The sequence below is a fragment of the Flavobacterium sp. N2820 genome (assembly GCF_025947285.1).
In the GTDB taxonomy this organism is placed as follows: Bacteria; Bacteroidota; Bacteroidia; order Flavobacteriales; family Flavobacteriaceae; genus Flavobacterium.
This window is the reverse complement of record NZ_CP110008.1, coordinates 2,759,339-2,773,637: the sequence shown is the minus strand read 5'-3', so window position 1 is coordinate 2,773,637 and position 14,299 is coordinate 2,759,339. Positions and strand designations below refer to the sequence as shown.

Annotated in this window: 10 protein-coding genes and 2 tRNA genes; 6 read left to right on the top strand and 6 right to left on the bottom strand. The window is 32.1% G+C overall.

The genetic code is table 11. From position 1 onward, the window contains the following. Window positions 1-179 precede the first annotated feature (179 nt). The 4 genes from OLM52_RS12995 to OLM52_RS12980 all read left to right on the top strand — a co-directional run bounded on the left by OLM52_RS12995 (window position 180) and on the right by OLM52_RS12980 (window position 4,428). A complete protein-coding gene (locus OLM52_RS12995) occupies window positions 180-1,451 on the top strand; it encodes a 3-deoxy-D-manno-octulosonic acid transferase (RefSeq protein WP_264548923.1) in 1,272 nt (423 codons plus the stop codon). Then, window positions 1,451-1,900, top strand: coding sequence for a GNAT family N-acetyltransferase (locus OLM52_RS12990; protein WP_264548922.1), 450 nt, complete (start codon window positions 1,451-1,453; stop codon window positions 1,898-1,900). The genes OLM52_RS12995 and OLM52_RS12990 overlap by 1 nt, the downstream gene beginning before the upstream one ends. Before the next feature lie 10 nt (window positions 1,901-1,910). Continuing rightward, window positions 1,911-4,064 carry a S46 family peptidase gene (locus OLM52_RS12985; RefSeq protein ID WP_264548921.1) on the top strand — a complete coding sequence of 718 codons (2,154 nt, stop codon included), beginning with the start codon at window positions 1,911-1,913 and terminating at the stop codon, window positions 4,062-4,064. 163 nt (window positions 4,065-4,227) lie between these two features. Beyond that, window positions 4,228-4,428: a hypothetical protein gene (locus OLM52_RS12980; RefSeq protein WP_264548920.1), complete on the top strand. Its 201-nt coding sequence runs from the start codon at window positions 4,228-4,230 to the stop codon at window positions 4,426-4,428. 51 nt (window positions 4,429-4,479) lie between these two features. Here the strand turns inward: OLM52_RS12980 and OLM52_RS12975 are convergent, their stop codons facing one another. From OLM52_RS12975 to mutS, 4 genes are all read right to left on the bottom strand, one after another. Further along, on the bottom strand, window positions 4,480-4,827 hold the full coding sequence (locus OLM52_RS12975; RefSeq protein WP_264548919.1) for a YegP family protein: 348 nt from the start codon (window positions 4,825-4,827) through the stop codon (window positions 4,480-4,482). 105 nt (window positions 4,828-4,932) lie between these two features. Beyond that, window positions 4,933-5,018: transfer RNA gene (locus tag OLM52_RS12970), tRNA-Leu, on the bottom strand. Between the two features lie 16 nt (window positions 5,019-5,034). Continuing rightward, window positions 5,035-5,107: transfer RNA gene (locus tag OLM52_RS12965), tRNA-Gly, on the bottom strand. Window positions 5,108-5,257: 150 nt separating this feature from the next. After that, window positions 5,258-7,825, bottom strand: a complete 2,568-nt coding sequence (mutS, locus tag OLM52_RS12960; protein ID WP_264550552.1) for a DNA mismatch repair protein MutS — start codon at window positions 7,823-7,825, stop codon at window positions 5,258-5,260. Window positions 7,826-8,082: 257 nt separating this feature from the next. On the opposite strand from mutS, the gene OLM52_RS12955 reads away from it, so the two are divergent. Next, window positions 8,083-8,610 (top strand): RNA methyltransferase, encoded by a 528-nt coding sequence (locus OLM52_RS12955; RefSeq protein WP_264548918.1) that lies wholly within the window; start codon window positions 8,083-8,085, stop codon window positions 8,608-8,610. 104 nt (window positions 8,611-8,714) lie between these two features. Here OLM52_RS12955 and folK read toward each other — a convergent pair whose 3' ends face one another. Beyond that, window positions 8,715-9,848, bottom strand: coding sequence for a 2-amino-4-hydroxy-6-hydroxymethyldihydropteridine diphosphokinase (gene folK, locus OLM52_RS12950; protein ID WP_264548917.1), 1,134 nt, complete (start codon window positions 9,846-9,848; stop codon window positions 8,715-8,717). Between the two features lie 116 nt (window positions 9,849-9,964). Here folK and sppA point away from each other — a divergent pair, with 116 nt between their 5' ends. Then, window positions 9,965-11,731 (top strand): signal peptide peptidase SppA, encoded by a 1,767-nt coding sequence (gene sppA / locus OLM52_RS12945; RefSeq protein ID WP_264548916.1) that lies wholly within the window; start codon window positions 9,965-9,967, stop codon window positions 11,729-11,731. A 119-nt stretch (window positions 11,732-11,850) separates the two neighbouring features. On the opposite strand, the gene OLM52_RS12940 is transcribed toward sppA, so the two are convergent. Beyond that, window positions 11,851-14,103: an inorganic phosphate transporter gene (locus OLM52_RS12940; protein WP_264548915.1), complete on the bottom strand. Its 2,253-nt coding sequence runs from the start codon at window positions 14,101-14,103 to the stop codon at window positions 11,851-11,853. Window positions 14,104-14,299: the final 196 nt, after the last annotated feature.

Genomic DNA, 14,299 nt, shown 5'->3' with positions numbered 1-14,299 from the left:
TAGAAACTAATGTAGCAAATATTGATTTTTCATTAATCTGATCTTCAAAAAGATACTTCTTTGCTAATAAATTGAAGACGAAAAATAAAACAGCAAAAACACCCATTCGTATTGAAAATAATTTCATGTTTTTTTTTATTTGATGAAACAATCGTACTTTTATAACCTTAATTAAAGGCATGAATCAAATATATAATTTAATTGTAATTCTAGCTTCACAATTGCTAAAAATAATTGCGGTTTTTAGTCCAAAAATGAAACTTTTTGTTAACGGACGAAAATCGGTTTTTCAAACTTTGGCTAATAAAATTCAAAGCTCAGACAAAACGATATGGTTTCACGCGGCTTCTTTAGGTGAATATGAGCAAGGTTTACCTGTAATTGAGGCCATAAAACAGCAATTTCCAACACATAAAATTGTAGTTACGTTTTTTTCACCTTCGGGTTATGAAGTGCGAAAAAACAACACTATTGCAGATGTTACGGTTTATTTACCAATGGACACTATTTCAAATGCAAAAAAATTTATCAAATTAGTTCATCCAGAAATGGCATTTTTTATCAAATATGAATATTGGCCAAACTATTTGAACGAACTTAAGAATCAACAAATTAAAACTTATTTAATTTCTGGAATTTTACGAGAAAATCAAGCATTTTTTAAATGGTATGGCGGATTTTACAGAAATGCCTTAAAAACATTTGATTACTTTTTTGTTCAGAATGATCGCTCAAAAATACTTTTGCAAAGCATCGGATTCAACAATGTAAAAGTTTCTGGCGATACACGATTTGACCGCGTAGTTTCAATTTTAGAACGAGATAATTCTTTAGATTTCATCGAACAATTTAAAGATAACAAAACCATTATTGTTATGGGTAGTTCTTGGCCAAAAGATGAAAATTTATTGGTGAATTACATCAATCAAAGTTCGGACGAAGTGAAATTTATTATTGCACCACATAATATTAAATCAGAACAAATTCAGGAATTGAAAAAATCTATATCTAAAAAAACGGTTTTGTTTTCTGAAAACGTTGAGACGCGATTAATCGGATCAGATGTAGAGACGCGATTAATCGCGTCTCTACAGGAATACAACGTTTTTATCATTGATACTATCGGAATTCTTACCAAAATTTATTCCTATGCCGATATTGCTTATGTAGGTGGTGGTTTTGGAAATCCCGGTGTGCATAATATTTTAGAACCAGCAACTTTTGGTGTTCCGGTTGTGATTGGTCCAAATTATTCGCATTTTGCAGAAGCTACCGCATTGGTAAATATGGAAGGATGTATTTCGATTCAGAATCAAATTCAATTGAATGAATCTTTTGATTTATTACTTCAAAACAAAGAGGAACGATTAGAAAAAGGTCACATTTGCAGCACTTTTGTTCAGATGAATAAAGGGGCAACTCAAACGATTATGAATCATATTTTGAGCTAATGACAACCTTTAAACCATTAGAAATTACAGCTATTTCAACCATCACTCAAATGATGCAAGATTTCTATGCGATTGACAATTATCCTATGAACATTGAAGTGGCTAAAGAATTGTTTCATGAATTTATTTCGAATGAACATCTTGGAAAATCTTGGTTGATTTATTACGAAAATGAAATTGTGGGTTATCTTATTCTCACTTTTGTTTTTAGTTTTGAATATAGTGGCAAAATCGCTTTTATAGACGAATTATTCATCAAAAAAACTGCGCGTGGAAAAGGAATTGGAAAAGAAGCAATTCAATTTATTCAACAGGAAGTTCCTAAATTATCGTTAAAATTAGTGTATTTAGAGGTCGAACCTCATAATGAAAACGCACAAAAATTGTATCTTGCACACGATTTTGTAATTCACAATCGAAAATTAATGAAATACAAAGTCACTAAATAAAATTATTCTTATGAAATTTTTAAAATTACTACTTGTTTTAGTTGTTTTCCAAGTTCAAGCGCAACAAGGAGGCATGTGGATTCCTTCTTTATTAAAAGGAAGTAACGAAAAAGAAATGAAAGCTTTGGGCATGAAAATTAGTGCCGATGATATTTATTCGGTAAATAATTCCAGCTTAAAAGATGCCGTTCCTCATTTTGATGGCGGTTGTACAGCTGAAATGATTTCGCCAAAAGGGCTTCTTTTAACCAATCACCACTGTGGTTATGACAACATTCAAAGTCATTCTACAGTAGAACACGATTATTTAACTGATGGTTTTTGGGCATACAAAATGGAAGAAGAATTGCCAAACAAAGATTTAACCGTAACCTTCATCATCAAAATTGAAGATGTAACAAATAAAATTTTTGAAGGTGTTTTAAATCTTCCTTCAGAAAGTGATAAGCAAAAGAAAATTCAACAAAATATTGCAGCTGTAAGCAAAAGTTTTCCAAAAGAAGCTTGGCAAGATGCAATGATTCGTGCTTTTTACGATGGAAATCAATACTTATTATTTGTAACCGAAACGTTCAAAGATGTTCGTTTAGTTGGTGCGCCACCAAGTTCTATTGGAAAATTTGGTTCAGATACGGACAACTGGGTATGGCCTCGTCATACTGGAGATTTCTCGTTATTTAGAATTTACGCTGATAAAAACAATCGTCCTGCAGCCTATTCAAAAGACAACGTCCCATATAAACCAAAACACTTTTTCCCCGTTTCTGCAAAAGGAATTCAGGAAAACGATTTTACAATGGTAATGGGTTATCCAGGAAGAACACAGGAATATTTACCATCATTCGCAGTGGAACAAATTGTAAATGATTTAAATCCAGCAAAAATCGAAATTCGTGATGCTGCTTTGAAAGTACAAGATGGTTTCATGAGAAAAGATAATGCAATTAAAATTCAGTATGCTTCAAAATATGCTGGTGTTGCGAATTATTGGAAAAAATGGATAGGTGAAACGAAAGGTTTGAAAAAATCGAATGCAGTAGCTATCAAACAAGACTTTGAAAAGAAATTCCAAGAAAGAGTTAATAAAGCAGGTAAACAAGCTGAGTATGGAACTATTTTAGCTGATTTTGAGAAAAACTATTCTGACATTAGAGAATATGCCATTGCAAGAGATTATTTTAGTGAAGTAGTTTTACGTAATTCAGAAATTTTATCTTTTGGTTACCGCCTGTATCAATTAGAGCAAGTTTATAACACAAGAGGCGAACAAGCTTTTACAGATAGAAAAAACAATTTAATCACAAGTTTTGAAGGTTTATATAAAGATTATAGTGCTCAAGTTGACGAAAAAGTTTTTGAACAATTAATCCATTTATATGCCACTAAATCGCCAAAACAATTTTTGCCTGAGAGTTTAAACAATAGTAATGCATCAAATTTAACTGCAAGTGTTTTTGGTTCATCTAAATTGACGAACTATAATGGTTTAAAAGAACTATTAAATGGTGATGCAAAATCGGTTTTAGAGAAGTTAAATCAAGATCCAGCATATAAATTGGTAAAATCAATTGCAGATAGTTACCAAAAAAATGTAGCACCTAAGTTTGATGAAATTAATTTAAAGAATATCGCTTTACAAAGAACCTACATGAAAGGTATTATGGAATTCTTCCCTAACGATAGAATTTTCCCTGATGCAAATAGTACATTACGTGTAACTTATGGAAAAGTAAAAGGCTACAAGCCAAGCGATGCAATTATTTATGAACCTATAAGTTACTTAGATGGTGTTGTCGAAAAATATATTCCTGGTGATTACGAATTTGATGTACCAAAAAAACTAATCGATTTGTATAATGCGAAAGATTATGGAAGATATGCCGATAAAAATGGGAAAATGCCATTAGCTTTCATTGCAACTAATCATACAACAGGAGGTAATTCTGGAAGTCCAGCTTTAGATGCAAATGGAAACCTTATTGGATTAAACTTTGATAGAGTATGGGAAGGCACCATGAGCGACATTTATTATAGTCCAGAAATCTGTAGAAACATAATGGTAGATGCACGTTATATTTTATTTGTAATTGATAAGTTTGCGGGTGCAAAAAACCTTATTGAAGAGATGTCAATTGTTTATCCTAAGTCTCAAAAAGCCAAATAATTAGAAATAATTATTAAAAAACAAAGTTTGGCACGCCATTTGAAATAAAGCATTTCGGAATCCAAAGAAAAAAAATTAAAAAAAAAGGCTAAAAATATTTTGACCTATTAAAAAATTTATATCTTTGCTCCGAATTAATAATTAACCTTTATAATTTAGTAAGATGAAAAAAGTTGTTTTAAGTTTAGCTATCGTTGCTGCAATGTTCGTTTCTTGTAAAGAAGCTGCTACAGAAACTCCTGCTGTAGATTCTACAGTTGTTGAAGCTCCAGTTGTTGAAGAAGCTCCAGTTGCTGATTCTACTGCTGTTGATTCTACTGTTGCTCCTGCTGAAGCTCCTGCTGAAGCTGCACCTGCAAAGTAATTAATTGCTGACAGAAAAAATGAAGCTCCACTAAGTGGGGCTTTTTTTATGCTAACTACCAAAAATATCTTCAGCAGATGAAAAATCTAAAAACTCTGCTTTGTCTGCATACTTGATAATTTCATCAATCCCTTTTTGAAGTAACAACTGCGTGGTATATCTTCTACTAACAGCCACTTCATGTTCATCCAATATCAATCGGAAGAAAAACTTTCCACTAGAAGATTTAAAACGCATAAAAACACATCGATCAATAGCGCTTTTAAGCTTTTCTATCTCTTCCTCACATTCAAAACGCAATTCAAAATCGTTGCTTGTAAAAATTGTTTTTCCCTTTCTAGAGACAAACTCATATTTATAAACCCCGCTTAATCGTTGTGCGATTACAAATGTACCCATAGTTGTGATTGATAATTTTATAAAGAATTCTTTAAAGATAATAGAAAATTCTAAACTAAGAATTTTATAAACAAAAAAAGCTCCGAACAATGTTCGGAGCTTTTGTACTCAAGGCGGGACTTGAACCCGCACGGGCATTACTACCCACTGGATTTTAAGTCCAGCGTGTCTACCAATTCCACCACTCAAGCAAATATTTTGGTATAGAGCGAAAAACGGGGTTCGAACCCGCGACCTCGACCTTGGCAAGGTCGCGCTCTACCAACTGAGCTATTTTCGCGTTTCGTATTATAAACTTTAAAGAACGTCGCTATACTTGTTCCGTATTGCGAGTGCAAATATAGTACATATTTTTATTCTTGCAAGGACTTTTTAAATAAAAATTAAAACTTTTTTATAACCTTTTGATAACGAATATTTTATTTTAAAATTATTTTTTAACCAGCATTCGTTTTATTTCGTTTAGCTTCATTAAAGCTTCCACGGGAGTTAAGGTATTGATATCTATATTCATGATTTCTTCCTTAATATCTTCCAAAAGCGGATCGTCTAAATTAAAGAAACTCAATTGCAATTCATCATTAGCCGATTTAATTCCAGATAATTCTTCACTGGAATGTCTTTTTTCCAATTGCTTCAATAATTTTTGCGCTTTTTGAATCACAATTTGAGGCATTCCTGCCATTTTTGCTACGTGAATACCAAAACTATGTGCGCTTCCGCCTTTAACTAATTTACGAATAAATAAAACGGTATCTTTTAATTCCTTTACCGAAACATTGAAATTCTGAATTCTGTCAAACGTAACTTCCATTTCGTTTAATTCGTGATAATGCGTAGCAAAAAGTGTTTTCGGTTTATTTGGATGTTCATGCAAATATTCTGAAATCGCCCATGCAATTGAAATTCCATCATAGGTTGAAGTTCCTCTTCCAATTTCATCTAACAGCACCAAACTTCTTTCTGAAATATTGTTCAAAATCGAAGCGGTTTCGTTCATTTCTACCATAAAAGTAGATTCACCCATCGAAATATTATCACTTGCTCCTACTCTGGTGAAAATTTTATCCACAACACCTATTCTAACGCTTTCTGCTGGAACAAAACTTCCCATTTGTGCCATCAACACAATTAAAGCCGTTTGACGCAAGATTGCCGATTTACCTGACATATTTGGACCGGTAATCATGATAATTTGTTGAGATTCTCTATCCAAATAGACATCATTAGAAATATAAGGTACGCCAACTGGCAACTGCTTTTCAATTACAGGATGGCGTCCTTCTTTTATTTCTAAATCATAACTTTCATCTAAATCAGGGCAAACATATTTATTATCAATAGCTAATTGCGTGAAAGAAGTCAAACAATCCAATTGCGCAATTAAATTGGCATTCAACTGAACGTGTTTGATATACGTCGCAATCCAATTCACCAACTGCTCAAACAACTGATTCTCTAATTGATGAATTTTTTCTTCTGCACCTAAAATTTTAGATTCGTATTCCTTTAATTCTTCCGTAATGTAGCGCTCTGCATTTACTAAGGTTTGCTTACGAATCCATTCGACTGGAACTTTATCTTTATGTGTATTTCGAACTTCAATATAATACCCAAAAACGTTATTGAACGAAACTTTCAAGGAAGGAATTCCAGAAGCAATACTTTCGCGTTGTTCTAATTCCTCCAAATAGCCTTTTCCAGTTGAAGAGATCGCTCTTAATTCGTCTAATTCTGAATGAACTCCTACTGCAATAGCATTTCCTTTATTTACACTTACTGGTGCGTCTTCTTGAATAGTGGTTTTGATTTTCTCGCGTAACAATTCGCAAGCATGTAAACTATCTCCAATTATTCGTAAAGCTTCATTTTCACTAGCTAAAGCCAATGTTTTAATTGGAATAATGGCATCTAACGAATCTTTCAAAAAATTAACTTCTCTTGGCGAAATTTTGCCAGTGGCTACTTTTGAAATCAAACGCTCTAAATCGGAAATTTGCTTGATTTGATATTGAATTTGTTGTAAAACTTCTGGATTGGTTTTCAAATACGAAATCACTTCATGACGACTTCTAATTTTTGAAATATCTTTTAATGGAAGTGCTAACCAACGTTTCAACAGCCTTGCTCCCATTGGTGAAAGCGTTTTGTCAATCACATCTAAAAGCGTTACTGCATTTGGATTATAACTGTGATACAATTCTAAATTTCGAATGGTAAATTTATCCATCCAAACATAAGCATCTTCGGCAATACGTTGAATATTGGTAATGTGCTGTATCTTATTATGTTGCGTTTCCGACAAATAAAACAAAATCGCACCCGAAGCAATCAAACCTTCAGTTAATTCTTCTACACCAAAACCTTTTAGCGAATTGGTTTGAAAGTGTTTGGTCAAACTTTCTAACGCATAATCTTCTTTATACACCCAATCTTCCAAAAAGAAGGTATGAAAATCGTCTCCAAAAACCGAATTAAACTGATTTTTAAACTGTTTCGGAATTAAAATTTCACTTGGACGGAAGTTTTGTAATAGTTTATCAATGTATTCTTCATTGCCTTGTGAAACTAAAAATTCACCTGTAGAAACGTCCAAAAAAGCTACACCAAGTGATTTTTTACCAAAATGAACAGATGCTAAAAAGTTATTTGACTTGGATTGCAACACCTCATCATTCATCGAAACTCCAGGCGTAACTAATTCCGTAACACCACGTTTTACGATTGTTTTAGTCATTTTTGGATCTTCTAATTGGTCGCAAATCGCTACTCGAAGTCCGGCTTTAACTAACTTGGGTAAATAAGTATTAATTGAATGATGCGGAAATCCAGCTAAAGCAGTTTCGGTTTCAGAACCTGCACCACGTTTAGTTAATGTAATGCCTAAAATTTGTGACGCACGCACGGCATCTTCTCCAAAAGTTTCATAAAAATCACCCACACGAAATAACAAACAGGCATCAGGATATTTGTTTTTTATCTCGTTGTATTGCTTCATTAAAGGTGTTTCCTTTGGTGCTTTATCGGGAGTTGCTGCAGATTTTTTAGCCACAATTTGTAATTTTAAGTATGATTGCGAAGGTAAGAAAATAAAGTATTAAGATAAAAGAATTAAGTAGCAAGACTAAAATCTAAAATTTTAATCCAAAGAAGTTAAGTTTTTCGAAAAGACCTTTATGATCTTAAATGAGTTGTATGTTTAAAATGTAACATTGACAAATTGCCTAATTGCCACATTTCTCTTATTTTTGCCACATGAGAAAATTAGCCAACGCAGAATTAGAACGCAAAAACATCGACGAGTTTAAAGAAGCTCAAAAAACACCTATCATTGTGATCTTAGACGATATTAGAAGTTTACATAATATTGGTTCGGTTTTTAGAACTTCGGATGCTTTTTTGATTGAGAAGATTTATTTGTGTGGCATTACGGCTACTCCGCCCAACAAAGAAATTCACAAAACAGCTCTTGGCGCTACTGAAACTGTGACTTGGGAATATGCGAAAGACGTTTTAGAAGTGGTAAATCAATTGAAACAAGAAAATGTAAAAGTATATTCGGTGGAACAAACTGAACATGCAATTATGTTGGATGATTTTCAACCAGAAACCAATACAAAATATGCTTTAATTTTTGGAAACGAAGTAAAAGGCGTTTCGCAAGAGGCCATTAATTTAAGCGATGGTGTAATTGAAATTCCACAATTGGGCAGCAAACATTCATTGAATATTTCGGTGAGTGCTGGAATTGTGATCTGGGATTTGTTTCAAAAGCTTCGCTAGAATAAGAATAATTAGAAAAGACTCATAATTTGTCATCTGAACTCATTTCAGCATCTCTCTTTTTGAAGCTGAAATAAATTCAGCTTGACAAGATTTAATTTTTATTACTTTTTAATTTTCTTATTAATTTCATTCAACAAAAACACATAATCTTCTTGTTTTTTGACGAAATCTAAATTCGAAACATCAATTATCAATACATTCAAATCGGTTTGTGTTTTGATGTAATCTAAATAACCTTGATTAATTTTTTCTAAATAATCTGCTGGAATTTCTTGCTCATAGCTTCTACCACGCTTTTTGATGTTTTCTAAAAGGCGTTCAGTATTTTGATACAAATACACATACAAATCAGGTTTTGGCATTTCTTTATGGATGATGTCAAACATGGTTTTGTACAATCGAAATTCGTCTTCTTGAAGCGTAACTTTGGCAAAAATCAAGGATTTAAAAATGTGGTAATCGGCCACTACAAAATCTTTAAATAAGTCAAATTGCGCTAAATCATCAGCTAATTGTTGGTATCTATCGGCTAAAAAAGACATTTCTAATGGAAATGCATAACGACTTTGATCTTTATAAAATTTTGGCAAAAACGGATTATCAGCAAAGCGTTCTAACACTAATTTTGCATTGCAATCTTCTGCTAATTTTGATGCTAAAGTAGTTTTTCCAGCACCAATATTCCCTTCAATAGCTATGTAATTGAATTGTTGTAATTGCAATTTTTCGATAGGAGAAACGATGGAATGAACGGCTTTTATTTCACTTTTGTCTTCTGTTTGAACTAACAATTGAACAACTGATTTTTTCAGCGTTGGATGTTCCCAATTCAATCCTAAATCCAAGAGGGGTTGCAACACAAATTTGCGATTTTGCATTAATGGATGTGGAACTTGCAACGTTTCAGTCGAAATAATTTCTTCATCAAAAGCAATGATATCTATATCGATAACTCGTGCTTGGTAACCCACATCTTTTGAACGCACTCTACCCAAATTGTTTTCAACCTTTAATATCTGTTTGAGCAGCTTTTGAGCCGATTTTGACGTTTGAATTAGAACGGCACAGTTATAAAACGGCTCACTTTCAAAACCCCAAGCAGGTGTTTCATAAATTTTAGAAACCTTTACAACCGTTGCTACTTCACTATGAATCAAACCAATGCAAGATTGAATCGTTTCTAATCGATTGCCTTGATTGCTTCCTAACGATAAAATTACTTGATGCTGACTCATATTGGCAAAATAACAAACAATTTTAGACTTATAATTTACCTTTTTGGTTTTTTTATGAACATGTAACAATTTTGTGCTTTTAACTACTTATAGCTAATTAATAAAAACGAATCAAAATGAGATTTTTAGGAAATGTATTAGCAACTATTGTTGGAATATTTATTTTTTTCATGATTTTTTTCTTCGGAATCATCATCATTAGCGCAATTGCAGGGAACAGCGAAGACACTGTTAAAGTAAAAGAAAATTCAGTAATTGAATTAGACTTATCAAAAGTATCTTTAGACTACGCAGGAAAAACAAATTACAAAGACTTTAATTACTTTGAAGCGCATCATGATGGTGTTACTGATATTTTAAACGCGATAGAAGCGGCTAAAACTGATGACAAAATCAAAGGAATCTCAATCTTGAATAATCAATCGCAGTTAGGCTTAGCGCAAAGTAAATCGGTTCGTGATAAATTAGAAGAATTTAAAAAATCGGGTAAATTTGTGTATGCTTATGCGAATTACTTTACTCAAGGTGAGTATTATTTGAATTCTGTTGCAAGCCAAATTTATTTGAATCCGGTTGGAGAAGTTGATTTTAAAGGATTGTCATCTGAAATTTTATACATGAAAGAACTTCAGGAAAAATCAGGAGTTAAATTTGAAGTTATTCGTCATGGAAAATACAAAAGTGCCGTAGAACCTTTCTTAGCACAAGAAATGAGTCCAGAAAATCGTGAACAAATGACGGTTTTATTAAATTCGGTTTGGGGAACAATTGTATCAGATATTGCAAAAAGCAGAAAATTAACGGTTGCTCAACTTGATGCAATTGCAAATACATTAGGCGCAAGAACACCTGAATTAGCTTTAGCCAATAAATTAGTTGACAAAGTAGCTTATGAAGATGAATATCACAACATGATTAGAGCTAAATTAAAAGTAGATAAAAAAGAAAAATACAACATTGTAAGTATTACTGATTATGCAAAAAAGGCTGCTTCAACGGTTGAAGATTATTCAAAAGACGACATTATTGCTGTAATTTATGCACAAGGAGAAATTGCAGGTGGTGAAGGCGATGTTAATGTAATTGGTGAAGGCTCAATTAAACGTTCATTAGAAGAAGCGCGCAAAGATGATGATGTAAAAGCCATTGTATTGCGTGTAAATAGCCCTGGTGGTAGTGCATTGACATCTGAATTAATTTGGAGAGAAATAGAGATTACTAAAAAAGTAAAACCTGTTGTAGTTTCTATGGGAAATTATGCCGCATCTGGTGGTTATTATATTGCAGCCAATGCAGACAGAATTTTTGCAGAACCAAACACAATTACAGGCTCTATAGGTGTTTTTGGCATGTTACCAAACATGAACCAACTGGGTAAAAACATTGGAATTAATGCTGAACAAGTACAAACTCATGCTAACGCAAGTGGCTATAGTGTTTTTGAACCAATTGACGAAAACTTTAAAGGTTATGTTTTAGAAAGTATCGAAAAAACGTATGCTACTTTCTTGAAACGTGTAGCTGATGGTAGAAAAATGACAACAGCACAAGTAGATTCTATTGCGCAAGGAAGAGTTTGGACAGGAATTGATGCACACAAGCTTGGTTTAGTTGATGAAATTGGAGGCTTAGAGGATGCTATTAAATATGCTGCTAAATTAGGCAAAACAACTTCGTACAGAACCGAGAACTTTCCAGAATATGAGAAAAATTTTGAAGACTTTTTAGCTAATTTTACTGGAATTGCAATGTTTAAAACCAAAGAGCAATTATTAAAAGAGCAATTAGGCGAAGAAGGATTTCAAATGCTTGAACAAATTAAACGTGTAAAAAGTAGAAAAGGTATTCAAGCAATTATGCCTTATGAAATATCTATTAAATAAGGTGCATTACCAAACAATAAAATTTCGGGTAAACTTTAAAACTCTTATTTAAATAAATAGTAGAAAACAAAAAATGGGGCTTATAGCCCCATTTTTAATATATTTAAAGTACTAATTAATTACTTCTTATTGTTTTGTTGATTAAACTCTTTGAACAACTCTAGCAAGCTCATAGTTGATTTTATCAAATCATTAGTTTCTAAAAGTAAAGCAAAGTATAATTTACTGTTTTTAGGACTTGTCTCAGTAGTTCTAATTCTAACAATTTGTTTTGTAATTAAACTTTCGATAGTTCCTAAAAATGTATTTTTCTCTTTTAAAATTTCATCTAATTTAGTAAAATCTTCTGTTTTAAAACTCTCTTCTAATTTACTTAACAATGTTTGTAATTGAACATCAATCGTTTTTAAATCACGAATTTGATTGAATTTTAATTTCTTGTGATTATTATTTACATGCGAATGACTGCTATTTGTAATAAAATCAATAGACTGAACCATGTCTTGTAAATAACCTAAGATTAAAATATAGAATCTACTAGCCTCTACAGAAGTTTCATCTAAATTCTTAATGAAATAGAACACATTACTTTTCAGTTCATCTATTTCTTTTTCTAGTTTTTTGTGCGCTTTTTTATTTTCTTTTAATTTAGTTAAATCCTGCAAACCTAAATTATCAATCACACTTGTATATAGCGTGCTTGTTTTGTGAAGCACCTTTGAAATTTGAGATGAACTTTCAGTTATCATTTCTTTGATAGTAACAATATCTTCTTTTCTTAAACTTTTAATTTCTTCTTCTTCTTTTACTTTCTTTTTGTGAATTTGATTACTTCTATAAAAGAAAATAGCTACCACAATCATAAACGCAAAGAAAGCAAATACTTCTCCGATAAATAAGATATAAGCGATAATTGCTGAAGATAAAAAAGCTGCTAAAGCTGTTACAAACCAACCTCCAATTACATTAAAAACTCCTGCTACTCTATACACAGCACTTTCTCTATCCCAAGCTCTATCAGCAAAAGACGAACCCATTGCCACCATAAAAGTTACATAAGTAGTAGATAATGGTAATTTCATAGAAGTTCCAATTGAAATCAAGATAGAAGCTACAATTAAGTTCACTGAAGCTCTAACCATATCAAACATTGGTTGCTCATCTCTCTTTCCAGTATATTCTGGCTGAACAAACTGCGCATCTAATTTTCTTTGCAACGATTTTGGTAAAATAAAACTGATGATATTACCAAGATACATCATTGCTCTAACTAAATTTCTTGAAAGTGTATTGGCATTATATTTCTCATTTCCTTCACCTTGTCTTGATAAATTCTGCTCTGTTTCAATTACAGATTTAGCTTTTTTTGATGTCCATAAAGTATACACCATTACTAATCCAGCCAATGCTAAAAAGATAAAAGGCGCTGGTAAATTTTCCTTTTCTAAACCAGACATCATAAATTCAGTTGCTCCAACAGTTTGTCCGGGTGCAGCCCAAATCTCAAAAGCTTGATAAGCCGCAATTGGCACACCAATAAAGTTTACTAAATCATTTCCTGCAAAAGCAAGTGCTAATCCAAATGTACCAACAATAATAATAAATTTGAAAACGCTGTATTTAAAAACACTTATTAGTAATTGACAAACAATTGTCCATAGGATTAATGAATAAGCAATAATAGTAAGTGGACTTTCTTTAATAAAATCTTTTACTTGAGAAGGCACAAAAGTGATTGATTTTAATCCTTTTACCAAAATGAAAAAGGTAATAGCTGTCATAGCAACTCCACCAAAAAGTGCAGCTACATACTTATATCTTTTTTCGATATGGAACGTAAAAATTAACCTTGAAACATATTGTACTAATGAACCTAAGGCAAAAGATAAGGCAACCGAAAGCAAAATACTATATACAATTTCTGATGCTTTTTCAGTATTGATGTAATTTCCTAATGTACTGAAATTATCACCACTTACATATACTTTGTAAATTGCCAAAGCCACTGAAGCACCTAACAATGAAAAAATCACAGAAACTGTTGTTGATGTTGGTAATCCTAATGTGTTAAAGACATCTAACAACAATACATCTGTAATCATTACCGCTAAAAAGATGATAATAACATCGTTGAAACTGAACATACTTGGTGTAAAAATTCCGTTTCTGGCAATTTCCATCATTCCGTTTGAATACAAAGCTCCAACTGCAACTCCTAAACTCGCAACAATCATGATTGTTTTAAACGAAACCGCTTTCGAACCAATTGCAGAGTTTAAAAAATTAACCGCATCATTACTAACTCCTACCATTAAATCAGTAATAGCAAGTATAGCTAGAGCAATTAACATTATAATATAAATCTGTTCCATTTTATATGAATTAATTTTATGCAAAAGTCTTTCAAGATTTTCATTCTTACGTTAATTTAATGTTATCAATTATAAGTTTTTCAAACAAAAAACAAACCTTTTGATAACTTTAAATTAAACTGGATTAAAAGTAAAAACAAAATGCAATTAGTTTATTTTGGATACAAACTTTATCTTTGTAATTACAATTCACTTC

What these genes read in the sequence shown, in the direction of transcription:
- OLM52_RS12995 (WP_264548923.1), top strand. Translation starts at nt 180, where the DNA reads ATGAATCAAATATATAATTTAATTGTAATTCTAGCTTCACAATTGCTA.
- OLM52_RS12990 (WP_264548922.1), top strand. Translation starts at nt 1,451, where the DNA reads ATGACAACCTTTAAACCATTAGAAATTACAGCTATTTCAACCATCACT.
- OLM52_RS12985 (WP_264548921.1), top strand. Translation starts at nt 1,911, where the DNA reads ATGAAATTTTTAAAATTACTACTTGTTTTAGTTGTTTTCCAAGTTCAA.
- OLM52_RS12980 (WP_264548920.1), top strand. Translation starts at nt 4,228, where the DNA reads ATGAAAAAAGTTGTTTTAAGTTTAGCTATCGTTGCTGCAATGTTCGTT.
- OLM52_RS12975 (WP_264548919.1), bottom strand. Translation starts at nt 4,827, where the DNA reads ATGGGTACATTTGTAATCGCACAACGATTAAGCGGGGTTTATAAATAT.
- mutS (WP_264550552.1), bottom strand. Translation starts at nt 7,825, where the DNA reads ATGAAGCAATACAACGAGATAAAAAACAAATATCCTGATGCCTGTTTG.
- OLM52_RS12955 (WP_264548918.1), top strand. Translation starts at nt 8,083, where the DNA reads ATGAGAAAATTAGCCAACGCAGAATTAGAACGCAAAAACATCGACGAG.
- folK (WP_264548917.1), bottom strand. Translation starts at nt 9,848, where the DNA reads ATGAGTCAGCATCAAGTAATTTTATCGTTAGGAAGCAATCAAGGCAAT.
- sppA (WP_264548916.1), top strand. Translation starts at nt 9,965, where the DNA reads ATGAGATTTTTAGGAAATGTATTAGCAACTATTGTTGGAATATTTATT.
- OLM52_RS12940 (WP_264548915.1), bottom strand. Translation starts at nt 14,103, where the DNA reads ATGGAACAGATTTATATTATAATGTTAATTGCTCTAGCTATACTTGCT.